This is a genomic window from Sphingopyxis sp. A083 (assembly GCF_001468495.1).
GTDB lineage: Bacteria > Pseudomonadota > Alphaproteobacteria > Sphingomonadales > Sphingomonadaceae > Sphingopyxis > Sphingopyxis terrae.
Map to the genome: position 1 here is coordinate 563,470 of NZ_LNSK01000002.1, position 23,021 is coordinate 586,490.

Sequence of the window (23,021 nt, forward strand, 5' to 3'; positions counted from 1 at the left end):
ACGTCAGGCGGCGAAGAATTGATCGGGCGTCAGCGCCATCATCGCTTCGCTGCCGGCCTCGATCTTGCGGCGCAACGCGCCCGCATCGGGGATGAAGCGTTCGCCGAAATGACGCGCGGTAACAAGCTTGGCTTCGAGGAACGCCTTGTTCCCGCGCCCTTCGTCGAGCGCCTTCTGTGCCGCTTCGGCCATGCGCAGCCACATGAGGCCCAGCGCGACGATACCCATGATGTGCATGTAATGATGCGCGCCCGCGCCGACATTATTGGGGTTGGTCATGCCATTGGCCATGAACCACATCGTCGCGGCCTTGAGTTCGCCATTGGCCTTTTCGAGTTGCCCCGCAAAATCGGCGAAGGCCGGCTTGTCCTTCGCCGCCGCACATTCGGCGTCGACGATCGCGAAAAAGGCCTGGATGGCACGGCCGCCATTCTGCGCGAGCTTGCGGCCGACGAGGTCCATCGCCTGTACGCCGTTGGCGCCTTCGTAGATCATCGTGATGCGGGCATCGCGGACATATTGGCTCATGCCCTGCTCTTCGATGTAGCCGTGGCCGCCGAACACCTGCTGCGCGTTGGTCGCGACGTCATAGCCCTTGTCGGTGCCATAGCCCTTGATCACCGGGGTCAGCAGGCTGACGAGGTCGTCGGCCTGCTGCCGCTCCTCTTCGGACGCGGCGCCATGCGCCAGATCGACCTGCAGCGCCCCCCAGAGGCACAGGCCGCGCAGTCCCTCAACCACCGCCTTGCCATCCATCAACATGCGGCGCACGTCTGGATGGACGAACAGCGGGTCGGCCTTCTGGGCGGGATCCTGCGGCCCGGTCAGCGCCCGGCCCTGCCGGCGGTCCTGCGCATATTGCACGGCATTCTGATAGGCTATGTCGGCCTGACCCAACCCCTGTATGCCGACGCCGAGGCGCGCGGCGTTCATCATCACGAACATCGCGGCAAGGCCCTTGTTCTCCTCGCCGACCATCCAGCCTTTTGCGCCGTCATAGTTCATGACGCAGGTCGCATTGGCGTGGATCCCCATCTTGTGCTCGATCGACCCGCACGACAGCGTGTTGCGCTCACCGAGCGAGCCGTCGTCGTTCACCAGATATTTTGGGACGATGAACAGCGAAATTCCCTTGACGCTGTCGGGTGCGTCAGGGGTCTTTGCCAGCACGAGATGGATGATATTGTCGGTGAGGTCATGCTCGCCCGACGAGATGAAAATCTTCGTCCCCGTGATCGAATAGCTGCCGTCGCCGTTCGGCACCGCGCGGGTGCGGATCAGGCCAAGATCGGTGCCGCACTGCGGTTCGGTCAGGTTCATCGTGCCGCCCCATTCGCCCGACACCATCTTGGGGACATAGAGCCTCTTCTGCTCGTCCGACCCCTTGACCAGCAACGCCGAGACCGCCGCCTGCGTCAGCCCCGGATACATGGCGAAAGCCTGGTTCGCTGCCATCCGATATTCCTCGACCGGAAAGCCGAGGACGTGGGGCAGTCCCTGACCGCCGAATTCTTCGGGCTGGTTGAGCAGCGTCCAGCCCGCCTCGCAATAGGCCTTATACGCTTCCTTGAACCCCTCGGGCGTGGTGACCGAACCGTCTTCATGACGCGTGCAGCCTTCGAGGTCGCCCGACCTGTTGATCGGGAACAGCACCTCTTCGCAGAATTTGCCGGCCTCGGTCAGCACCGCCTCGACCATATCGGGCGACGCATTGGCGAAGCCCGGCAGATCGGCATAGCGATCGATGCCAAGGACATCATTGAGCTGGAACAGCGTATCTTGGATCGGGGCGCGATAGACAGGCATGCGAAATCTTTCCGATAAATCAGGTGTTGGCAATCAAACTTGCCCGGGGAGGTTCCGGTTGCCGAAGCTCAGCCGACTTTTTCGCCAGCGTCGACCTTTTTCACCATATCGATGAAACGTGTCAGTTCCTCGACGGCGCTGTCGATGTCATCGCGCTGACGCTGGAGCAGCGCGATGCGCTCCTCGCATTTTTCGACCGTGACCTGGCGCTGGAGCTTGCGGCCATCGCCGACGTCGTAAAGGTCGATCATCTCGCGAATGTCGGCCAAGCTAAATCCGGTGCGCTTGGCACGCAGAATCCAGGCCAGCCGGGCGCGGTCGCGTTTCGAATAAATACGCGACAGCCCCTTGCGCGAGGGGCTGATCAGCCCTTCGTCCTCGTAGAACCGAAGCGCACGCGCGGTGACGCCGAATTCGGTCGACAGATCGGTGATGCTATATTGTTCGCGCCCCAGGTGATCGGGCGTGTCGATATGGGCGTGGCCGTATTCTTCGGTCATCCCGAAAGACTAGTTTCCGTTGACGTGAACGTCAAGGCCGTCGGAGATAAGGAAAAGCGCCGCTTACGGCGATCCGCAAGGCCGGACCATATTGCCGCGTCCATCGCGCAACTGCAAGCCCTTTGCATCGTCCGCCGACCAGCTCGCCCGCGGCAGGCGCAGGCCCGAGAGCGACGCGCGCGACGGGCACAGGCTGTCGCATTGCGACGGCAGGCGTCCGGGCAGGCGCAGGTCGTCATCCTCTTCGTGGACAAGTGCCTCGCATCCCTCGACCCCGGCGAAGCGCATCCGCCAGTCATCCCCGTCGCGGACGATGGTGCCGCGCGCATTGCACGACAGGCCGGGACCGAACGACGCGCTCACCGCAAAGCGCCACTGCCCGGCGCCGTCAGGGACAACGCACATCGCATCGCGCCCAAGCTCGTGCGTGCGTTCGAACAGGCCGGTCGGATCGCTTGCATCGGCGCGTACCACTCCGCGTTCGCGCGCCGCGATTTCCAACGGATTGCGCGTATCGATCGCGGCATCGGCGCCGTCGCGCTTCGCCCGGTCGCAGCCGCCGACGAGCAGCAGAACCGCGACGAGGAGGTACGCAACGCGTGAGCTAGGCATAGGTATCGAGGAAGGTCAGGCTGCCGTCGCACTCGATCCGGCGATAAAAGCAGGATCGGCGACCTGTGTGACAGGCCGGACCGGCGGGCTTCACGCGCAAGAGCAGCGCATCCTGATCGCAGTCGACGCGCATTTCGACGACCGTCAGCCCGTTGCCCGAGGTTTCGCCTTTGCGCCACAGCGCGGCCCGCGACCGCGACCAGAAATGCGCCTGCCCCGTCTCCTGCGTCAGCGCGATCGCGTCGGCATTCATATGCGCGACCATCAGCAGCACGCCGCTGTCGACGTCGGTCACGATGGCGGTCACCAGCCCGGCGGCGTCGAAACGCGGCAGGAAACGGTCGGTGGTGTCGCGCGAAGCATCCATGGTCCGCGCCTTAGAGCAGGTCGAGAGCGGCTGTCACCCCCCGCGCGGGTGGAGTTGACATCAAAAGGTCAAATATGGGGGGCGACATTTGGGTTCGGCACTCCTATATGCGCGGCAGTCCCAGCCCCCTGCCCCTGGATTGACATGCTGACGACCCATCCTTTTGACGACGACAAGCTCCGCGAGGAGTGCGGCGTCTTTGGTATTCACGGCGCCGAAAGTGCCGCTGCGGTCGCGGCGCTGGGGCTTCACGCCCTGCAGCACCGCGGTCAGGAAGCCGCGGGCATCACCGCCTTCGATGGCAAGGATTTCCATACCCACCGCGCGATGGGGCATGTTGCGGGCAATTTCGACCGCGACGACATCATCCGCCAGCTCGCGGGCGCGTCGGCGATCGGCCATGTCCGCTACTCAACCACCGGCGAGACGGCGCTGCGCAATGTCCAGCCGCTGTTCGCCGACCTGGCCACCGGCGGCTTTGCAGTCGCGCATAACGGCAATATTTCCAACGCGATGGCGCTGCGCAAGATATTGGTGCGCCGCGGATCGATCTTTCAGTCGACGAGCGATACCGAGGTCATCATCCACCTCGTCGCCACGTCCAACTATCGCACCCTGCTCGATCGCTTCATCGACGCGCTGAAACAGGTCGAGGGCGCCTATTCGCTGATCTGCCTGACCGCGGAAGGCATGATCGGCTGCCGCGATCCGCTCGGCATTCGTCCGCTGGTCATCGGCAAGCTGGGCGATGCGTACATCCTCGCGTCCGAAACCGTGGCGCTCGACGTCGTCGGCGCCGAATTCGTCCGCTCGGTCGATCCCGGCGAACTTGTGATCATCCGCGACGGCCAGCTTTCGTCGCACCGCCCCTTCGCCGATCGCGCGGCACGGCCGTGCATCTTCGAATATGTCTATTTCTCGCGCCCCGATTCGATCGTCGACGGCACCAGCGTCTATTCGGTGCGCAAGGCGATCGGCGCCGAACTGGCGCGCGAAAATCCGGTCGATGCCGATCTCGTCATCCCGGTCCCCGACTCGGGAACCCCGGCGGCGATCGGCTATGCGCAGGAATCGGGCATTCCCTTCGAGCTCGGTATCATCCGTTCGCACTATGTCGGCCGCACTTTCATCCAGCCGGGCGACAAGGTTCGCCACCTCGGCGTCAAGCTGAAGCACAATGCCAATCGCGCCCTGATCGCCGGCAAGCGGATCGTGCTGATCGACGATTCGATCGTGCGCGGCACAACCAGCCTCAAGATCGTGCAGATGATGCGCGACGCGGGCGCCGCCGAAGTGCATATGCGCATCGCCAGCCCGCCGACTTCGCATAGCTGCTTCTACGGCGTCGACACGCCCGAACGCGCCAAGCTGCTCGCGGCGCAGATGACGGTCGGCCAGATGGCCAATTTCATCAATGCCGACAGCCTGTCCTTCCTGACCATCGACGGCCTGTACCGCGCGCTGGGTGAGGCGCGACGCAACGACGATTGTCCGCAATATTGCGATGCCTGCTTCACCGGCGACTATCCGACCACGCTGACCGATTTCGACGAGAACAGCCTGGAAGATCAGTTTTCGCTGCTTGCCGAACGGGTTGTCTGACGAAATGACGATGAATTCTGAAGAACTGGCGGGACAGACGGCGCTCGTCACCGGCGCGAGCCGCGGCATCGGCGCTGCGATCGCCGAATCGCTCGCACGACGCGGCGCGCATGTCGTGATCACCGCCCGCACCGCGGGCGGGCTCGAGGAACTGGAAGACCGCATCCACGATGCTGGGGGCAGCGCGACCATTGCACCGCTCGACCTGACCGACGGCGACAGCATCGCCCGGCTGGCGAGCGCGATCGCCGAACGGTGGCAGCAACTCGACATGCTCGTGCTCAATGCCGCGATGCTCGGCACGCTGACCCCGGTTGGCGCGATCGACGGTAAGGAATTCAACAAGCTGCTGACGCTCAACCTCGTCGCGCAGCAGGCGCTGATCGCCAATTTCGATCCCTTACTGCGCCGCGCGCCTGCGGGTCGCCTCGTCGCATTGTCGACCGGCGTTGCGCGGACCCCGCGCGCCTATTGGGGCGCCTTTGCCGCGTCGAAGGCGGCGTTCGAGGTGCTGGTGTCGAGCTATGGCGCCGAAATGCGCAATATCTCGAACGTCCGCACCGCAATTCTGGACCCCGGCGGCACGCGCACCCAAATGCGCGCACGCGCCTATCCCGGCGAAGATCCGCAAAGCATCAAGGATCCGGCGGTCGTCGGCGAATTCGTCGCTCGAATGATGGTCGACGGTTTCGACAGCACCGCCTATCACGCGCTGCCGAAGGTGATGGCAGAGGCTTAACGCGATATTTGCTTTCCCGGGCTATCACGCGCTCTCAAGCGTTTCGAGAAGCAAGGGCATGGAAATGGGCGGCAATATTCTGCGTTCCGCGGTCGCGGCGGTTATCGGCATTGCGGTCGCCTTCGGCCTGTTGTGGATCGCCCAATATGCGGGCGGCGAATTCGCTCCCGAAGTCTATGACCTCGACACCGGCGAAATCCTGATCCCGCTCGGCGCGACAATTGCGTTGCTCGTCGGCTGGTTCGTCGGCACCTTCGCCGGAAGCTGGCTCGCGATGCGCATTTCGGACGGCACCGGCGCCGGCTGGGTTGTTGCCGGAGCGATTCTGGGCGCAGCCATCTATCGTTCGATCACCTTGGCTGATGCCTGGTGGGTGATGGCGCTGGGCGTCCTGATCCCGGTTGTAGCCGCCTGGCTCGCTCAGCGCGCTACCGCTACGCCGGTCGTCTGAACGGCACTGTGGCGCTAGACGCATCAACAAATCAGCGGCTGCTTTCCCGGTCGACCGCAGCCTGCACCGCCTTGTAAAAGGCCTCGCGCGCCGCGCCCACGCCTTCGGGGTCGGTTGCGGTCGGCCAGTTGCCGTTCGATGCGATGACGAGCCGTCGTTTGGGGTCGATGAAGATGCCCTGCCCGAAGATGCCCTGCGCGGCGAAGCTGCCGTCGTCGTTGGTCCACCATTGATACCCGTAGCCGCGCCCCGGCTGATCGATCGCGGCCTGCTTGGTCGTCGCGGCGGCGAGCCAGTCATCGGGCAGAACTTTCTCCCCGCCAGCCACGCCGCCGCCGAGAATGAACAGACCGAAACGGGCATAATCGCGCAGGCTGGCCGATACGCAGCAACCGCTGATCTCGTGCCCCGTCGGGCCGAGCATCCAGACGGCGTCCTGATCCATGCCGAACGGCTTCCATATCTTTTCGGACAGATAGGATGAGAGTGTCTTGCCCGTCGCACTCGACACGAGGACGCCGATCAAATTGGTCTCGCCGGTCTTGTAGACCCATTTCGACCCCGCGGGCGCCTCGCGCGGCAAGGTCTTCATATAGCTGACGGTAATATCCTCGCCCGCGATGGGCTTTTGCAGATTGAACTGCGCCACGTCCGATTTGGGATCGGTATAATCCTCATTCCAGCGCACGCCCGAGGTCATCGTGAGAAGCTGGCGCACGCTGACGTCGTCATAGGCCGAACCGCGCAGTCCGGGGATATACTGCGTCACCTTGTCGTCGAGGCTCTTGATATAGCCATCCTTGACCGCCGCACCGACAAGCGTCGAGGTAAAGCTCTTCGCGACCGAAAAGCTCGTCCAGCGTCCCGCAGGACCATAGCCGAGCGCATATTTTTCGAGCCGGATCTTGCCGTCCTGAACGATGATCAGCCCCGCATTGCGCTGGCGCGCCATATGCGCGTCGATGTCGACCCCGACATCGAGCGGCTGTCCTTCGGGCAGCGGATAGACCGGGCCGCCCGCCGCAATGGTGTGCACGACGACCTTGGGCACCGATTCCATCGTACGGAAAGCGGCGTCGCGTTGATCCTGGCTCCAAAACAGCACATTCTGATCCTTTGGCATGGCGTCGGTGGTCTGTGTCGCGGCAGGCCCGGCATGGCCGGCCAGCGCCACGGGCAATAGCAAGGCGGCCAATCGTCGTCGCATTCCCCTCTCCCTCTTCTCGATTACAGTCGACTATGCGTCGATCTTTTCCAGCGTGACCTGCGCGACGTCGATCCCGCCGCCGCGAAAACCGCCTTCGCAATATTGCAGATAATAGCGCCACAGACGGATGAAGCGTTCGTCAAAGCCCGACGGGAGTTGCCCCGCCGACACCGCCTCGTCAAAACGTTCGCGCCACTGGCGCAGCGTTTCGGCATAGTCGCCGCCGAAATGACGCACATTGCCCCATGCCAGCCCGCGCGCTTCGGCCAAGGCCCGGAAGCGACTTTCGGAAATCAGGCAACCGCCGGGGAAAATATAGGCCTGAATGAAGTCGCTGCTCGCCGCATAGCGTTCGAACAGCGCGTCGTTGATCGCGATATACTGGATCGCCGCCTTGCCGCCGGGGCGGAGCAGCCGCGCGATCGCGTCGAGATAGGCGGGCCAATAGGCCTGCCCCACCGCCTCGACCATTTCGACGCTCGCAATCGCGTCATAGGGGCCCTTGGCGTCCCGATAATCGCAGATTTCGACACGCGAACGCCCCGAAAGATCGACCGCCTGCAATCGCGCCTCGGCCACCTCCGCCTGCGACGGCGACAGGGTGATACCGGTATAGAGAACATCGTGGCGCTCGACCGCGCGTTCGGCGAGTGCGCCCCAGCCGCAGCCGATTTCGAGCAGCCGCGTCCCCGACCGCAGGTCGAGCCGGTCGAGGATCGCATCGACCTTGACCTCCTGCGCCTCTTCCAATGTCATACTAAGGTCGGTGAACAAGGCACTCGAATAATTGAGTCCGCTGTCGAGCCAAAGCCGGTAGAAATCATTGCCCAGATCGTAATGCGCCAGAATATTGCGCTTCGAACCGCTGCGGCTGTTGCGGTTGACGATATGGGCGGCGCGATTGATCCAGTGCAGCGGCCCGCGCGAGCGCGCGACATTGCCCAGCGTTTCGCCGTTGCGCATGAACAGATCGAACAGCGGGACCGGATCGGGCGAACTCCATTCGCCCAGGTCCCAGGCCCGGTACCAACCGACCGATCCCGACATCGCGAGGCGCACCAGCGCCGACCAGCTTTTCAGATGAACGATCGCGGTCGGGCCCTTGCCACGTCCGCCCAGGATGCGCACGCTGCCATCGGGCAGATGTCCCTCCAGCGTCCCCTTGCCCAGCCCGGCATCGATGCGGTCGAGCAGGCGATGGAACAGCGCCGACGGGGCGCGACCGACGAGGCGCGCGATAAAACCACCCGACCGAAAAACCCTGTCGGCGCGAAGAAGCGCTTTGCCGCGACGGGGGCTGACATGGGTGTTCATTAGCATTCCCTGCCGCAAAACCTGCGCCATGACAATCAGTTGTCGTCGGCCTTCATGACGTCATAAGCCGCCAGCGCCCGCGCGCGCGCTTCGCGATGCCCAATGATTTTCGGGGGATAGCTTCGCGGACGGCGACCGAATTCATCGGGATCGTGGATTGCGGCATCGCCGATATCGGCCAGTTCGGGCACCCATTGGCGGATATAGGCGGCGGCATCGAATTTCTCCGACTGGGTAAGCGGTGCCATGATGCGCGGAAACATGTTCGAGTCGACACCCGACCCCGCGACCCACTGCCAATTCACCGCATTGGACGCGTAATCGGCATCGACCAGCGTATCCCAAAACCATTGTTCGCCGCGCCGCCAGTCGATGAGCAGATGCTTGATGAGGAAACTCGCGGCGATCATCCGGACGCGATTGTGCATCCAGCCGGTTGCCCAGAGCTGCCGCATGCCGGCATCGACGATCGGATAGCCCGTACGTCCCTGTTGCCAGGCGGCGAAATCGGCGTCGGCCTCCTTGCCACTCCGCCAGGGCAGCGCGGTATCGAAGGCTTCGCGGGCACTGCGGCCGCCGTAATCGGGATATTGCAAGATCACCGTCTGCGCATAGTCGCGCCACCCGATCTCGGCGAGGAACACATCGACCGATCCCCCCGCGTCCGCGACGGCATGCCAGATCGCGGCGGGCGAAACCTCGCCGAAGTGAAGATGTGGCGACAGGCGCGAACTGCCTTCGATCGCGGGCAGGTTCCGTTGCTCGTCATAACGCGCTGCGATCTCGGCAAAAGCGCCGAGTCGCACCTGCGCGCCCGTTTCGCCCGGCGTCCATTCGCCTTCGAACCCCGTCGCCCAATTGGGGCGGGACGGCAGCAGTTTCCAATCGTCGAGTCGGTCCGACGCCGGCCAGCGGTCGGGCGCATCGAGGCCTTCGGGCGCATCCACGGGCACAGGCGGCGGCATATGATCGCGCAGCGCGCGCCAGAAGGGGGTGTAGATTTTATAGAGACCGCCGCTGCCGGTCTTCACCGATCCCGGCGGCGCGAGGTAATTGCCGTCGTGACATACGAGATCGAGCCGCTTCGCGACCGCGCGCTCGGCATTGCGCCACCATGGCTCGTAATGGTGGAGGCAATGGACGGCGCCGACCCCGCTCTCCTCCGCAATCTTCGCCAGTTCGTCCTCGCACTTGCCGCGCCGCAGGATCAGCCGCGAGCCGCGCGCGCGCAGGCTTTCATCGAGCCGCGCGAGGCTGTGATGCAGCCACCAGCGCGACGCGCCGCCCATCGCCCGATGCCGGGGCGTTTCGTCGTCAAGAATATAGACGGGAATGACCGGCCCCGATGCCGCCGCAGCGACAAGCGCCGCCTGATCGGCGAGCCGCAGATCGCGGCGAAACCACAGGATCGTCGGCGGCGCCATCAGGGATAGCTGGCGGTATCGGGTGCGGTCACGCGCACCTTAAAGTTGTCGCGCGCCAGCGGCTGCATGTAGCGCTGATCGTGCAGGACGATCGCATCGCCGTCGCGCGTCGCGACCGGCATCCGTGCCCAGAAAAGGAAGGCGCGCGCGGGCGGATCGGACTTCAGCCACGCGCGGAGGCGCATGTCGTCCATGCCCGTCGGAACCCCCGGCTCCACCGTGCTCCCCTGCCCCAGCGCATAGGCGCCGCTGCCATAGCGCCCGCCCCCGCGCCAAAAGATATCGCGCCGCCAGAAGGCGATCGGCGGCGGGCTCGCGACGACCAGCGCGCCGCCTTGTCCGCTCCGGCGCAGCAGGTCGGCCGCCTGCGCCTCGGCCTGCCCCGTCATGACACCGTTGGCTAAGATATAGGCGCAAACGGCGGTGAAACCGATCCAAGCCGGACGTCGCCAGTCAGGCGCCCCGCGCCGTTCGCGTCGCATCGACAGCCAGACCGACAGGCCGAGCGCCAGCCATATCCACAGGTCGATGATGAACAGCGTATCGCCATAGAACCAGCGGTGGCTGAACGGTTCGAGCAGCCGCACGCCATAGTTGTTGAGCCAGTCGAGCGCCGGGTGGCTGAGGCACCCGATATAGGCGAGCGCGAGCAACCAGCCGCGATGCAAGGGCGGCCTTGTAGCGGGCCGCGTTCCCCGCCGCGTCTGCCAGCGGTCGAAGGCGATCATCGCCGCCCAGAGCAGGACCGGCAGCAAAAGCAGCGCGATCGGCCCATGGGTGATCCCGCGGCGCATCGCGAGCGATTCGACGCCATAAAAGGCGCAGCTTGCATCGATGTCGGGCAGGTTCGCGGCGAGGATCAGCGTCGGCATCGCCAGCGCGGTCTTTTTCTTGAGCCCCATTTGCCCAAGAACCGCGCCGACGAGGCTGTGGGTCAGATTGTCCATGCGCCCCTATAAAGCCGACGCGCGCATCGACCGCAAGCGATCAGAGATCGGGCCCGCCTTCGCTGACCGTCCAGGTCTGCCCTTTCTTGAGCAGGCTCTGCAGATCGGCCTTCTTGCCCTCGGCCGCCGCCTTGTTCTGGCGCCATACGTCGGCTTCGAAAGTCGGACGCGGATCGTCGTAGAGGACACCGAGCGCCATCGGGAATTCGCCGAAGCGCATTTCCACGAGCATGTGCGCGACGCTGCGGTTGGTGACGTCGTGGACGATCACGCCCGCTGCCTGCCAGTCGCCATCGACGACATCGACGACCTTGAGCGTCAGCGCCTCCTGATCGAGCGCGATGCCCTTCGCGCCCTTGGCAAACAGCATCGGTTCCCCGTTCTGGAGCCAGAGCTGGCGGTCTTCAGCGCCCTTCGGCGCGGCGAAATCCTGGAACACGTCCTTGTTATAGACGATGCAGTTCTGGAAGATTTCGATAAAGGCCGCGCCCTTGTGCGCATGGGCCGCTTTCAGAACATTGGGCAGTTCCTTCGACACGTCGAAGCCGCGCGCGACGAAGCGGGCGCCGGCGCCGAGCGCGAAGGCGCAAGGCTGCGCCGGGCGGTCGACCGAGCCGAACGGGGTCGACGGGCTGTTCGTGCCGACGCGGCTGGTGGGCGAATATTGGCCCTTGGTCAGCCCGTAAATCTCGTTGTTGAACAGCATGATCTGGCAATCGAGGTTGCGCCGGATGAGGTGCATCGTGTGATTGCCGCCGATCGACAGACCATCGCCGTCGCCGGTGACGATCCACACGTCGAGTTCGGGATTGGCAAGCTTCAGCCCCGTCGCGAACGCCGGCGCACGGCCGTGGATCGTATGGAAGCCATAGCTTTCGACATAATAGGGAAAGCGCGACGAGCAGCCGATCCCGCTGATGAACACGGTGCTTTCGGGCACCGCGCCGATTTCGGGCAGGGTGCGCTGCACCGCCTTCAGGATCGCATAGTCGCCGCAGCCGGGGCACCAACGCACTTCCTGATCGGTTTCCCAATCCTTGAGCGTCGTCGTGCGGGCGATGGTCGTCATCTCGTTCACTGGAGCGCCTCCTCGATGGCAGCTTCGATTTCGGTAATCCGGAAGGGCTGGCCCGACACCTTGTTGAGCGGCTTGGCATCGACCAGATACTGGTCGCGCAGCACCGTCTTGAGCTGGCCCGTGTTCATTTCGGGCACGATCACCTTGTCATAGCTTTTGAGCAATTCGCCCAGATTGGCGGGGAGCGGCCAGATATGGCGCAGGTGAATCTGGCTGACGTCCTTCCCTTCGGCGCGCTTGCGGCGCACCGCCTGATGGATCGGGCCATAGGTCGATCCCCAGCCGACGATCGCAAGCTTGCCGCCCTCGGCGCCGAGTTCGACGATCTGGTCGGGAACCTTGACCCCGTCGATCTTCGCCTTGCGAATGTCGGTCATCGCCTGGTGATTTTCGGGCGCATAATTGATGTGACCGGTGTCGATCTCTTTCTCGATCCCGCCGATCCGGTGCAACAGGTCGGGCGTACCCGGCTTCACCCAGGGGCGCGCGAGCTTTTCGTCGCGGCCATAGGGTTTGAAGCCGCCTTCGGGTACCTGGGTCAGAAATTCGACCGGGAAGGCTTCATAGGCGGTCAGGTCGGGGACTTTCCACGGCTCGGCCGCGTTGGCGATATAGCCGTCGGTCAGCAACATCACCGGCGTCATATATTGGACCGCGATCCGGCACGCCTCGATCGCGCATTCGAACGCGTCACCAGGCGAGCGCGCGGCGATCACCGGCATCGGCGCATCGCCGTTGCGGCCATAGACAGCCTGATAGAGATCCGACTGTTCGGTCTTGGTCGGCAGGCCCGTCGACGGGCCGCCACGCTGCGAATTGACGATGACGAGCGGCAGTTCGGTCATGATCGCGAGGCCCATTGCCTCGCCCTTCAGCGCGATACCCGGTCCCGACGAGCTGGTGACGCCCAGCGACCCTGCGTAGCTCGCACCGATTGCCGAACAGATGGCGGCGATTTCATCCTCGGCCTGGAAGGTTGTGACGTCATATTCCTTGAGCCGCGACAGATGATGGAGAATCGCCGATGCGGGCGTGATCGGATAGCCGCCGAAGAACATCGGCAGATGCGCAAGCTGCGCCCCGGCGACAAGGCCGAGCGCGATACCCTCGGCGCCGGTCAGCGTGCGATAGAGGCCGGGTTCGGCGGGCGCCGGCGCGACATGATGCTGCTTGAGCGGTCCCGCGAGTTCGGCGGTTTCGCCATAGGCATGGCCCGCATTGAGCGCCGCGATATTCGCTTCGGCAAGATTGGGATCCTTGGCGAATTTCGCCTTCAGCCACTCGGTCAGCGGCTGGCGGTCGCGGTCGAACATCCACAGCGCAAGGCCGAGCGTCCACATATTCTTGCAGCGCAGCGCTTCCTTGTTGCCGAGCCCGAACGGCTTGACCGCATCCATCGTCGCCTGACTGATGTTGAGCTTCAGCAGCTGCCATTTCGCAAGGCTGCCATCCTCGAGCGGGTTGGCGTCATATTTCGCCTTGGCGAGATTGCGGTCGTTGAATTCGCCTTCGTCGGCGATGATCAGGCCGCCCAGCTTGAGTACGCCGACATTGGTCTTGAGCGCCGCGGGGTTCATCGCGACGAGCACGTCGGGGGCGTCGCCCGCGGTCGTGATCTCGCTCGACCCGAAATTGATCTGGAACGCCGAAACACCGAACAGCGTGCCCTGGGGCGCGCGGATTTCGGCCGGAAAATCAGGGAAAGTCGCCAGGTCATTGCCCGCGAGCGCCGTCGAAAGCGTGAACTGACCACCGGTAAGCTGCATCCCGTCGCCGCTGTCGCCTGCGAAACGAACCACCACTGCGTCGGAAAGGGGGGACTGCCGATCTTCGGCCCGGTCCTCGACCACTGTCGCCATTTTCTGTTCTGCCTTTAGAGTCCTGCGAATTACCGGAATGGGCCTAGGCCCGTCTTTCGTCGCCCGCAATTCAGAAAAATTTGTGCGCTGCAAAGCGGATCGGCGCGCGCCTGCCGCAATCAGTTTCCAATTGCCATTGAATTATGCCGCCCGATGGCGAATAGCAGCGGCAACAACATAGCAAAGGGATATGACGGATGACCGACGGCACGACTCCTTATGTTCGCCCCGATGTGGCGGCCTTTCTTGCCTTCCTCAACGCCCAGGACGGCCCCAAGATGGAAGAGATGCCGCCCGAGGCGGGGCGCGAGATGATGCGCGTGATGGGCCAGATGGCCGACGTGCCGCGCGGCGCGATCGCGAAGGTCGAGGATCGCACCATTCCCGGACCCGCCGGTGAGATTTCGATCCGCATCTATGACAACCGTCCCGATCGCGAGCCCGGCCCGGTCATGGTCTTCTACCATGGCGGCGGCTGGGTGATCGGCGATCTCGACACGCACGATCCCTATTGCGCCGAAGCGGCGCGTCAGCTCGACATGCCGGTGATCGCCGTCGACTATCGCCTCGCACCAGAACACCCCTTCCCTGCGGCGCCCGAGGATTGCGAAGCGGCGACGCGCTGGGTCGCCGACAATATTCCTTGCACCGGGCTGGTCCTGTCGGGCGACAGCGCGGGCGGCAATCTGACCATCGCGACCGCGCTCGCGCTGCGCGATACGCCAGCCGCGAAGCCGGTGGTCGCGATCCATCCGATCTATCCGGCGGTCACGACGCATCAGGACTGGCAAAGCTATCGCGATTTCAAGGATGGCTATCTGCTCACCGAAGGCGGCATGACCTGGTTCGGCGATCATTATGCCGCCGATCCCGCCGATCGCCGCGCATCGCCGATCGATTTCGACGCCGCCGGCCTGCCGCCGACCCTGCTTGTGACCGCGGGGCTCGATCCGCTGCGCGATCAGGGCCGCGCCTATGCCGGCAAGTTGATCGCCGCCGGGGTGCCGACGACCTACCGCGAGGCCGCGGGCACCATCCACGGCTATATCTGTCTGGCGCAGGGCATCCCGAGTGCCAAGGACGACATCCGCGGCAACCTGACCGTCCTCAAGGCGATCGTCGCCGAAGCGACCGCATGATCGACGCCAGCGCCCTTCCCTATCGCCCCTGCGCCGGGGTGATGCTCGCCAATCGCCATGGCCGCGTTTTCGTCGGCCAGCGACTCGATTCGGCCGAGGACGCGTGGCAGATGCCGCAAGGCGGCATCGATCCCGGCGAGGATGCCGAAGATGCCGCAATCCGCGAACTCAGCGAGGAAACCGGCGTCCATGCCGGACTGGTCGATATCATCGCGCGCAGCAAGACCGAGCATTTCTACGACCTCCCCGACCATCTGATGGGCAAGATGTGGGGCGGGAAATATCGCGGTCAGCGCCAGTCGTGGTTCCTGATGCGCTTCATGGGCGAGGATAGCGATGTCGATATCGCGACCCGGCATCAGGAATTTCGCGCCTGGCGCTGGGCCGAACTCGACGAGCTCGAACGGCTGATCGTCCCGTTCAAGCGCCAGCTTTACCGCGCCGTCGTCGACGAATTCCGCCCACTGGTCTGATCGCGCAAAGCGACGGCGGTGCGAAAGACGTCGGCGAACATCGCCGGCGTCAGTCGCCCGGTGTTCGTGTTGTAGCGCGAGCAGTGATAGCTATCGACCAGATGGCGCCCGTCGGGCAGGCGATGCACCGCGCCATGCGCAAACCGATAGGCGGCGAGCCGTCCGCCCACAGCGCGAACCGCCGCGTCATGCGCAATTCGGCCGAGTGCGATCAGCACCCTGACCTGTGGCAGCGCCGCGAGCTGTCCCTCGAAATAGGGTCGGCAGGCGGCGATTTCGGCGGGCGTCGGCTTGTTCTGCGGCGGCAGGCATTTGACGCTGTTGACGATGATCGTTCCGTCCAGGCGCAGCCCGTCGTCGATCCGCCCGTCATAGACGCCGCAGCTGAGCCCGAAGGCGGCGAGCGTTTCGAACAACAGGTCGCCCGCATAATCTCCGGTAAACGGCCGCCCGGTGCGGTTGGCGCCGTGCTTTCCCGGCGCGAGCCCGGCGATGGCGAGCCACGCATCGGGGTCGCCGAAAGCATAGACGGGGGCATTCCACCAATCGGGATGCTCAGCGCGACAGGCGGCACGCAACCCGACAAGGCGCGGGCAACGTCGGCAATCGCGCGGCGGCTCGGTACCGGGCAAGGGGCTGTCAATCTTCACCCCGCTGCGATAGGCGCATGGGCATGACCAGCGCAACGCCCCTCCCCCTCTATGCCATCGGCCTTGGTTCGAACCGCCGCCACGTCCGCTTCGGCGATCCGCGGCGCGTGCTTCTCGCAGCGCTGGCTGCGCTCGAAAGCGACGATATCGAACCCGTCGATGCGAGCCCGATCGTCGCGAGCGCACCGATCGGCCCCTCGCGCCGCCGCTACGCCAACGCCGTCGCGCTCGTCGCCTCGCCGCTCAGCCCGCCCGAGATGCTTGATCGGCTGAAAGCCATCGAAGCTGCTTTCGGACGGCGGCGCGGCCAGCGCTGGGGCGCGCGCACGCTCGACCTAGACATATTGCTGTGGTCGGAGGGCGCATGGAGCGATGCGGCGCTCACCGTGCCGCACGCGGCAATGACCGTGCGCGATTTCGTGCTCGGCCCGCTCCGCATGATCGCACCCGCCTGGCGCCATCCGCTCAGCGGCCAAAGCGTCCGCCAACTCGCCGCGCGTCTTTCGCGGGCAAAGCCGGTTGACCACGGCGCTTCGGCGCACTAGGGCGACGGCTCGCTTTCGCACACCGCCCCCGCGCGGTCCGCGATGGGCCCTTAGCTCAGTCGGTAGAGCAACTGACTTTTAATCAGTAGGTCGCTGGTTCGAACCCAGCAGGGCTCACCATAACCGCCGGAATTGGCGTCTTACCTCAGGCGAAGTGCAGCTTGCGATATTTGCCGCGGAAGTAGAGCAAGGGATCGCGGCGCGGTTCGAAGATCGCTTTCAGGACGCGGCCGACAAGAATGAAATGATCGCCGCCCGGATGCACTGCCTCGCGCGCGCATTCGAAACTGCTGAGCGATCCCGACAGCACCGGCGTACCGAATTCGCCGATCTCCCACCCGGTTGCCGCGAAGCGGTCCTCGCCCTTGCCCGCAAAGCGATTCGACGTCGGCTGCTGGCCGATCTGGAGCACATTGACCGCGAAATGCTCCGCTTCGCGCAGCACCGCCGCGCTGCCGGCATTGTTGGCGATGCAAACGAGGAGGAGCGGCGGGTCGAGCGATACCGAGGTGAAGCTGTTGGCGGTGAGGCCGATCGGCTGGCCCGCCGCATCGATCGCTGTGACGACGGTAACGCCGGTCGCGAAACAGCCGAGTGCGTCGCGAAAGGTCCGCGCATCGGACCCAGCGCGATATTCGGGCCAGCCGCGCGGCGCGCGACGCTCGAGAAAGTCGATCAGATGCGCGCCAAGCGCATCGATCCGGTCTTCGGTGACGACCAGCGCGGCGTCCTCCACCTCGACCAGTTCGCCATCGGGGAGCTGGCCGACGAACGCCGCAGCCGAGGCGCGCGAGACAAGTTCGCTCATCGCGCCGCGGACATAGAGCGTCGGCAAGGCTATATTGGGGGCGATCCCCGAAAGCCGCTCGGTCACGGTAGCGGCGTCGAAGGCTTCGAACAGCCGGGCGTCCCATGCCGCCTGACCAGGCGCGCGGTTGGCCGCTTCGCGCAGGCGGTCACCGATGCGCTGCGCCATCGTTACATCGTCACTGACCGGCAGGTCGACGAGCACCAGCCCCGAGGCGAGCACCGCCGCGTCGCGTTCGAGCGCGGCAGCGGCGATCCATCCTCCGAGGGTCGAGGCGACGACGACCGGCCGCGTGCCGAGCTGCGCCAGCACCGCGCGCAGATCGCCGACCAACGCATCGAAGTCATAGCGCCCATCCTCGGGCCACTCGCTTCCGCCATGTCCCCGAAGGTCGAGGCTGATGACGCGGCGGCCGGCCTGTTCGAGCGCGTCGGCGACATTCGACCAGATCGCGCGCGTCTGGCCCGCACCGTGAAGCAGCAGCACCGCCGGGTCATTATCCGATCCGATGACGTCGGCTTCGAGGCGGATTCCCGCGAAGCCCTGATAATGAACGATGCTCATGCCGTGAAAATCTCTTTCGTCCGGTGCCGCGGCGGCGACCGGTCGGGCATGATTATTTTCGCTTGTTGATGCAAGTCAAAGTCGGGGAACCGCACCATTGCCAAAAGCGGATGGCAGGTTCCGGTGATCGAACCTGCGTTCACGGCAACCCTGCACCAGTTGCCACCCAGATCACCTCCCCCAACTGCCCTGCCGGCGTCCCACCGGCGGGGCATTTCTTTGGGAAGGCCCTTCAGGCGCGAAACCCGGTCAGTCGCTGATCGAGGACAGCCTCCGCCTCGGCTATGATGCGGTCGATCAATTCCTGGCAGCTCGGAATATCATGGATAAGGCCTTGGACCATCCCGGCCCAGAATACCCCCTTCGTCAGATCTCCCGTTTCGAGGAGTTCGCGGCCGGCCTTGCCGTTGACCAGTTCGGCGACGTCGGCAAAGGTCGCATCGGGCTGCGCAAGGCGGCGCACCACCTCCTCCGACACGGCGCTCTTGCCGACGCGCGCGGTGTTCTTGAGGCTGCGGAAGATCAGGAAGCTGCCGCGCTCGTCATTGTCGACATAGGCCTGCTTCACATTGTCGTGGATCGGCGCTTCCTTGGTCGCGCAGAAGCGCGTCCCCATGTTGATGCCTTCGGCACCGAGCGACAGCGCTGCGACCAGCCCGCGTCCGTCGCCGAAGCCGCCCGAGGCCAGCATTGGAATCTTCACCTTGTCGGCTGCCGCCGGGATCAGGATCAGCCCCGGAATATCGTCCTCGCCGGGATGGCCTGCACATTCGAAGCCGTCGATCGAGATGATATCGCAGCCCGCTTTTTCGGCCGACAGCGCATGACGCACGGCGGTGCATTTGTGCAGGATGGTGACGCCATGGGGCTTGAGCATTTCCCAAATCTCGCGCACCGCTTGGGTGCCCGCCGTTTCGACGATCTTGACGCCGCCGTCGATGATCGCCTGTGCATAGGCCTTGTAATCGGGGGCGTTGATCGTCGGAAAGACCGTCATGTTCACGCCGAAGGGCTTGTCGGTCATCGACCGGCAGCGTTCGATTTCGTCGCGCAGAGCGTCAGGGCTTGGCTGGGTCAGCGCGGTGATGATGCCGAGGCCGCCGGCGTTCGACACGGCGCTCGCCAGTTCGGCATAGCCGACGCTCTGCATGCCGCCCTGCACGATCGGATGCTCGATGCCCAGCATTTCGGTGATGCGCGTCTTGAAAGCCATGGTCCATCCTTCCCTTCTGTCTCTGCCGTTACGGCACCGTTGCTTCTCCCTTGAATTAACTTGACGCTTACGTCAACGTCGGGTTGAGAGTAGGTAGTTAGATAGCGAAGGGAATCGGAATGGCGGCGACGCACCAAGGCATATCGGATCGGGCGCTCGCGATTGCAACGAAGGTCGAGGCTTTCGTCCGCGAAACGGTCGCCCCCTATGAAAAAGACCCGCGCCGCGACCATCATGGCGCGCCGACCGACGAGCTGGTGATGGAAATGCGCGAACATGCGCGGGCCGCAGGCGTGCTGACGCCGCATATCCTGTCCGATGGTAGCCACCTCAATCAGCGCGAGACGGCGGTCGTCCTCATCAAGTCAGGGCTGTCGCCGCTCGGTCCGCTCGCGTGCAACACGATGGCGCCCGACGAAGGCAATATGTACCTGCTCGGCAAGGAGGGCAGCCCGGAGCTCAAGGAACGGTTCCTGAAGCCGATGATCGAGGGGCATGTCCGATCGGCCTTTTTCATGACCGAACCCGCCGAAGAAGGCGGCGCGGGGTCCGATCCGTCGATGATGAAAACGACCTGCCGTCCCGACGGCAATCATTGGGTCGTGAACGGCCGCAAGACCTTCATCACCGGCGCGGAAGGCGCGCGCGTCGGCATCGTCATGGCAAAGGCCGAAGAAGGCGCATGCATGTTCCTCGTCGACCTGCCCGATCCGGCGATCCGCATCGACGAGATTCCGAACACGATCGACAGTTCGATGCCTGGCGGGCACGCGACGCTGACCATCGACAATCTGCGTATCCCCGCCGACCAGATGCTGGGTGAGGCCGGCGAAGGCTTTCGCTACGCGCAGGTGCGGCTGTCCCCTGCCCGGCTGTCACACTGCATGCGTTGGCTCGGCTGCTGCATTCGCGCGCACGAAATCGCGACCGACTATGCCAACCGGCGTGAAGCCTTTGGCAAGCCGCTGATCGAGCATGAAGGCGTCGGCTTCATGCTCGCCGAGAATATGATCGATCTGAAGCAGGCCGAACTGATGATCGACTGGTGCGCCGGCGTTCTCGACACCGGATCGCTCGGCACGGTCGAAAGCTCGATGGCAAAGGTTGCGGTCTCCGAAGCGCTGATGCGGATCGCCGACCGCTGCGTTCAGGTGATGGGCGGGACCGGCGTCACCGATCGCACGATCGTCGAACAGGTGTTCCGCGAGGTGCGCGCCTTCCGCATCTACGACGGTCCGACCGAGGTCCACAAATGGAGCCTTGCCAAGAAGATCCGCCGCGACTGGAAGGCCGGACGCACCTGATGCCCCTGTCAGTTGCGCTTTGCCGCCCGATCCTCCAGCCGTAGCGTCAAAACGACTTGACGTTTACGTTAACGTCCGGATGATGGGTGAAAACATAAAGGGTAGAGGACTCGGACCGATGTCGATTTTGTACGACGAAGGGCAACAGGCGATCGCCACCGAATCGCGCCGCATATTGGAAGCGCGCGTGCACAAGGACGATCTGCTCCCGCTGCTCCAGACAAGCGGGCGCTATCACGAAGCCTTCTGGGCCACCGCGAAAGAACAAGGCTGGACCGCGCTGGCCTTGCCGGAAGCTCATGGCGGCCTTGCGCTCGGCCTAGTCGAACTCGGCCTGATCGCGCACCAGGCGGGCCGCACGCTCAGCGGCGCACCCTTTCTGACCTCGAATTTCGGTGCGGCAAAAGCGATCGAGCTATACGGCAGCGATGATCAGAAACAGCGCTGGCTACCTGGACTGGCAAGCGGTGACGTCATCGGGGCGGTCGCGATTGCATCGGGGCCTGACGCCCTGCCCGCCCATCCCAAAGTCACGCTGACCAATGATCGCCTCGATGGGGTGAAGGACGGCGTTTCGGGCGCATTACATGCCGACGTCGCCATTGTCTTCGCCAATGGCCCGGGTATGCCGGTCCTCGCGTTGGTCGATCTTGCCAAGGTCGAAAAGACGGCGATCGACAGCTTCGACAACAGCCGCTGCCTCGCCGACCTGCATTTTGCCGATACGCCCGCCGAGACGCTCGTCAGCGGAAGCGCCGCGCGCGCGGCGGCGCTGCACATTCTGGCATTGCAGGCCGTCATCACCGCGCACGAACAGACGGGCGGAGCCGAGGCGCTGATGGAAATCGCGCGCGACTATGCCGTCACGCGCAAGGCGTTCGGGCAACCGATCGGCGCCTTCCAGTCGATCAAGCACCGCATCGCCGAACTCTACGGCCTCGTCGAACTCGCGCGCGCCAATTGCATCCACGCGGCCTCGCGCGAGGGGCAGAGCGACTTCGTGACGGCGGCCGCCGCGGCGCGGCTTTCGGCGACCGAAGCCTATGACACCGCGGCGCGCGATTGCGTGCAGATCCACGGCGGCATCGGCGTGACCTGGGAAATCGGCCTGCACCTTCATATGCGCCGCGCCCGCACGCTGGCGCTTGAACAGGGAAGCAGCCTGTTCTGGGAAGATATATTGGTCGACCGCCTGGCAGGAGAAGCAGCATGAGCGATCTCGAAGCCTATCGCGCGAAGGCCGCAGCCTGGTGCGAATCCGTCGCGCCCACGTTCGGCAAGGCGGCTCGCAAGGGCCTGAGCGTCGAAGAGGATCTCGCGCTCGGACGCCGCTATCAAAAGGCGAAATTCGATGCGGGCTTCGCGGGCATCAACTGGCCTACCGACCTCGGCGGACAGGGCCTTGGCCATATCGAGAAGATCACCTTCGAAGCCGAGGAGATGAAGCACGGCTTCCCGAACGTCTATTTCGGCATCTCGCTCGGCATGCCGGTGCCGGTGCTGATGCAGTTCGGCTCTGACCGCGATTTCGTGAAGGAGCGCGTGCTCAAGGCGCTGCAGGGCGAAGAAATCTGGTGCCAGCTCTTCTCCGAACCATCGGGCGGCACCGATCTTGCCGGCCTGCGCACGCGCGCCGAAACCGATGGCAACGGGTGGAAGATTAACGGCCAGAAAGTCTGGACGAGCTGGGCGCAATATAGCGACTATGGCGTCATCGTCGTGCGCACCGACCCGACCGTCGCCAAGCACAAGGGCCTTACCTATTTCTGGGTCGACATGAAGGCGCCCGGCGTCACCGTGCGCCCGATCAAGCTCGCCGGCGGCGACAGCCACGTCAACGAAGTCTTCTTCGATGATGTGAAGATCAGCGACGACCACCGCATGTCGCCGGTCGGCGGCGGCTTCTCGGTCGCGCTCGCGACCCTGATGATCGAACGCTATGTCGCGACCGACAGCGCCGGATTCGGCCCGCACCTCGACCTGTTCGTCGATCTGGCGAAAGACCTGATGATCAATGGCCGACCGGCGATCGAGGATGGCCGCATCCGGCAGCAGATCGCCCGCAACTATGCGATGCGTTCGGGACTCGATTCGATCAATGTCCGCGCACGATTGATGATGCAGGCGGGTATGACGCCGGGGCCCGAAGGCTCGCTCAACAAGCTGGTTGCGGTTCGCTCGCGCCAGAAGCTGTCCGAACTCGCGATCGACCTGCAGGGCGTCGGCGGCTTCCACTTCGACGAGCATGCCTCGCCCAAGGACGATTGGGCGTCGAGCTGGATCAATGCGCCGACCGGCCGCATCGCCGGCGGATCGGACGAAACGCTGCTCAACACGATCGCCGAGCGCATCCTCGGCCTGCCGCAAGACCATCGCCCCGACAAGGGCGTCCCCTTCAACCAGATTCCAGCCTGAGGAG

22 protein-coding genes and 1 tRNA gene are annotated in these 23,021 nt (G+C 64.4%); 10 read left to right on the forward strand and 13 right to left on the reverse strand.

The window, feature by feature from the left end:
- Positions 1 to 3: 3 nt before the first annotated feature.
- From ATE59_RS06830 to hisI, 4 genes are all read right to left on the reverse strand, one after another.
- Positions 4 to 1,806 (reverse strand): acyl-CoA dehydrogenase C-terminal domain-containing protein, encoded by a 1,803-nt coding sequence (locus ATE59_RS06830; RefSeq protein WP_058811691.1) that lies wholly within the window; start codon positions 1,804 to 1,806, stop codon positions 4 to 6.
- Between the two features lie 68 nt (positions 1,807 to 1,874).
- A complete protein-coding gene (locus tag ATE59_RS06835) occupies positions 1,875 to 2,306 on the reverse strand; it encodes a MerR family transcriptional regulator (RefSeq protein ID WP_003051357.1) in 432 nt (143 codons plus the stop codon).
- Between the two features lie 63 nt (positions 2,307 to 2,369).
- Positions 2,370 to 2,918: a hypothetical protein gene (locus tag ATE59_RS06840; protein ID WP_058811692.1), complete on the reverse strand. Its 549-nt coding sequence runs from the start codon at positions 2,916 to 2,918 to the stop codon at positions 2,370 to 2,372.
- Complete coding sequence (gene hisI, locus ATE59_RS06845; RefSeq protein ID WP_058811693.1) at positions 2,911 to 3,285, reverse strand: phosphoribosyl-AMP cyclohydrolase; 375 nt, start codon at positions 3,283 to 3,285, stop codon at positions 2,911 to 2,913. Before hisI ends, ATE59_RS06840 begins: the two co-directional genes overlap by 8 nt.
- 144 nt (positions 3,286 to 3,429) lie before the next feature.
- On the opposite strand from hisI, the gene purF reads away from it, so the two are divergent.
- From purF to ATE59_RS06860, 3 genes are all read left to right on the forward strand, one after another.
- Positions 3,430 to 4,887, forward strand: a complete 1,458-nt coding sequence (gene purF, locus ATE59_RS06850) for an amidophosphoribosyltransferase (RefSeq protein WP_003051348.1) — start codon at positions 3,430 to 3,432, stop codon at positions 4,885 to 4,887.
- A 10-nt stretch (positions 4,888 to 4,897) separates the two neighbouring features.
- Positions 4,898 to 5,626: an SDR family NAD(P)-dependent oxidoreductase gene (locus ATE59_RS06855; RefSeq protein ID WP_058811904.1), complete on the forward strand. Its 729-nt coding sequence runs from the start codon at positions 4,898 to 4,900 to the stop codon at positions 5,624 to 5,626.
- Positions 5,627 to 5,690: 64 nt separating this feature from the next.
- Complete coding sequence (locus tag ATE59_RS06860; protein WP_120649329.1) at positions 5,691 to 6,077, forward strand: hypothetical protein; 387 nt, start codon at positions 5,691 to 5,693, stop codon at positions 6,075 to 6,077.
- A gap of 31 nt (positions 6,078 to 6,108) precedes the next feature.
- Here ATE59_RS06860 and ATE59_RS06865 read toward each other — a convergent pair whose 3' ends face one another.
- The 6 genes from ATE59_RS06865 to ATE59_RS06890 are packed head-to-tail and all read right to left on the reverse strand — an operon-like array spanning position 6,109 to position 13,906.
- A complete protein-coding gene (locus ATE59_RS06865; RefSeq protein WP_058811694.1) occupies positions 6,109 to 7,284 on the reverse strand; it encodes a serine hydrolase domain-containing protein in 1,176 nt (391 codons plus the stop codon).
- 30 nt (positions 7,285 to 7,314) lie between these two features.
- A complete protein-coding gene (locus tag ATE59_RS06870) occupies positions 7,315 to 8,598 on the reverse strand; it encodes an SAM-dependent methyltransferase (protein ID WP_058811695.1) in 1,284 nt (427 codons plus the stop codon).
- A 35-nt stretch (positions 8,599 to 8,633) separates the two neighbouring features.
- Positions 8,634 to 10,022, reverse strand: a complete 1,389-nt coding sequence (locus tag ATE59_RS06875; RefSeq protein WP_058811696.1) for a cryptochrome/photolyase family protein — start codon at positions 10,020 to 10,022, stop codon at positions 8,634 to 8,636.
- Complete coding sequence (locus ATE59_RS06880) at positions 10,022 to 10,969, reverse strand: metal-dependent hydrolase (RefSeq protein ID WP_058811697.1); 948 nt, start codon at positions 10,967 to 10,969, stop codon at positions 10,022 to 10,024. Before ATE59_RS06880 ends, ATE59_RS06875 begins: the two co-directional genes overlap by 1 nt.
- Positions 10,970 to 11,009: 40 nt before the next feature.
- Positions 11,010 to 12,047, reverse strand: coding sequence for a 2-oxoacid:ferredoxin oxidoreductase subunit beta (locus ATE59_RS06885; protein ID WP_003051331.1), 1,038 nt, complete (start codon positions 12,045 to 12,047; stop codon positions 11,010 to 11,012).
- Positions 12,044 to 13,906: a 2-oxoacid:acceptor oxidoreductase subunit alpha gene (locus tag ATE59_RS06890; RefSeq protein WP_058811698.1), complete on the reverse strand. Its 1,863-nt coding sequence runs from the start codon at positions 13,904 to 13,906 to the stop codon at positions 12,044 to 12,046. Before ATE59_RS06890 ends, ATE59_RS06885 begins: the two co-directional genes overlap by 4 nt.
- Before the next feature lie 197 nt (positions 13,907 to 14,103).
- Between ATE59_RS06890 and ATE59_RS06895 the strand changes: the two genes are divergently transcribed.
- Both ATE59_RS06895 and ATE59_RS06900 read left to right on the forward strand, forming a co-directional pair.
- The gene (locus ATE59_RS06895; protein WP_058811699.1) at positions 14,104 to 15,045 is read left to right on the forward strand and encodes an alpha/beta hydrolase; all 942 of its coding nucleotides are present in this window, start codon (positions 14,104 to 14,106) and stop codon (positions 15,043 to 15,045) included.
- The gene (locus ATE59_RS06900; protein WP_058811700.1) at positions 15,042 to 15,518 is read left to right on the forward strand and encodes an RNA pyrophosphohydrolase; all 477 of its coding nucleotides are present in this window, start codon (positions 15,042 to 15,044) and stop codon (positions 15,516 to 15,518) included. The genes ATE59_RS06895 and ATE59_RS06900 overlap by 4 nt, the downstream gene beginning before the upstream one ends.
- Here the strand turns inward: ATE59_RS06900 and ATE59_RS06905 are convergent.
- Positions 15,479 to 16,168 carry a uracil-DNA glycosylase gene (locus ATE59_RS06905; protein WP_058811701.1) on the reverse strand — a complete coding sequence of 230 codons (690 nt, stop codon included), beginning with the start codon at positions 16,166 to 16,168 and terminating at the stop codon, positions 15,479 to 15,481. The two genes, ATE59_RS06900 and ATE59_RS06905, sit on opposite strands and share 40 nt — an antisense overlap.
- A gap of 17 nt (positions 16,169 to 16,185) precedes the next feature.
- Here ATE59_RS06905 and folK point away from each other — a divergent pair, with 17 nt between their 5' ends.
- Both folK and ATE59_RS06915 read left to right on the forward strand, forming a co-directional pair.
- Entirely contained in the window at positions 16,186 to 16,713 is a 528-nt protein-coding gene (gene folK, locus ATE59_RS06910; RefSeq protein ID WP_407047218.1) for a 2-amino-4-hydroxy-6-hydroxymethyldihydropteridine diphosphokinase, read from the forward strand.
- A 44-nt stretch (positions 16,714 to 16,757) separates the two neighbouring features.
- A tRNA-Lys gene (locus ATE59_RS06915) sits at positions 16,758 to 16,833 on the forward strand.
- A gap of 25 nt (positions 16,834 to 16,858) precedes the next feature.
- Here ATE59_RS06915 and ATE59_RS06920 read toward each other — a convergent pair.
- Both ATE59_RS06920 and ATE59_RS06925 read right to left on the reverse strand, forming a co-directional pair.
- Positions 16,859 to 18,085, reverse strand: coding sequence for an alpha/beta fold hydrolase (locus ATE59_RS06920; RefSeq protein WP_058811702.1), 1,227 nt, complete (start codon positions 18,083 to 18,085; stop codon positions 16,859 to 16,861).
- 232 nt (positions 18,086 to 18,317) lie between these two features.
- Positions 18,318 to 19,298, reverse strand: coding sequence for an NAD(P)H-dependent flavin oxidoreductase (locus ATE59_RS06925; RefSeq protein WP_058811703.1), 981 nt, complete (start codon positions 19,296 to 19,298; stop codon positions 18,318 to 18,320).
- Between the two features lie 119 nt (positions 19,299 to 19,417).
- Between ATE59_RS06925 and ATE59_RS06930 the strand changes: the two genes are divergently transcribed.
- The 3 genes from ATE59_RS06930 (at position 19,418) to ATE59_RS06940 (ending at position 23,017) form a co-directional block, all read left to right on the forward strand.
- Entirely contained in the window at positions 19,418 to 20,602 is a 1,185-nt protein-coding gene (locus ATE59_RS06930) for an acyl-CoA dehydrogenase family protein (protein ID WP_058811704.1), read from the forward strand.
- Between the two features lie 118 nt (positions 20,603 to 20,720).
- The gene (locus tag ATE59_RS06935; RefSeq protein WP_058811705.1) at positions 20,721 to 21,815 is read left to right on the forward strand and encodes an acyl-CoA dehydrogenase family protein; all 1,095 of its coding nucleotides are present in this window, start codon (positions 20,721 to 20,723) and stop codon (positions 21,813 to 21,815) included.
- Positions 21,812 to 23,017: an acyl-CoA dehydrogenase family protein gene (locus tag ATE59_RS06940; RefSeq protein WP_003051302.1), complete on the forward strand. Its 1,206-nt coding sequence runs from the start codon at positions 21,812 to 21,814 to the stop codon at positions 23,015 to 23,017. Before ATE59_RS06935 ends, ATE59_RS06940 begins: the two co-directional genes overlap by 4 nt.
- Positions 23,018 to 23,021: the final 4 nt, after the last annotated feature.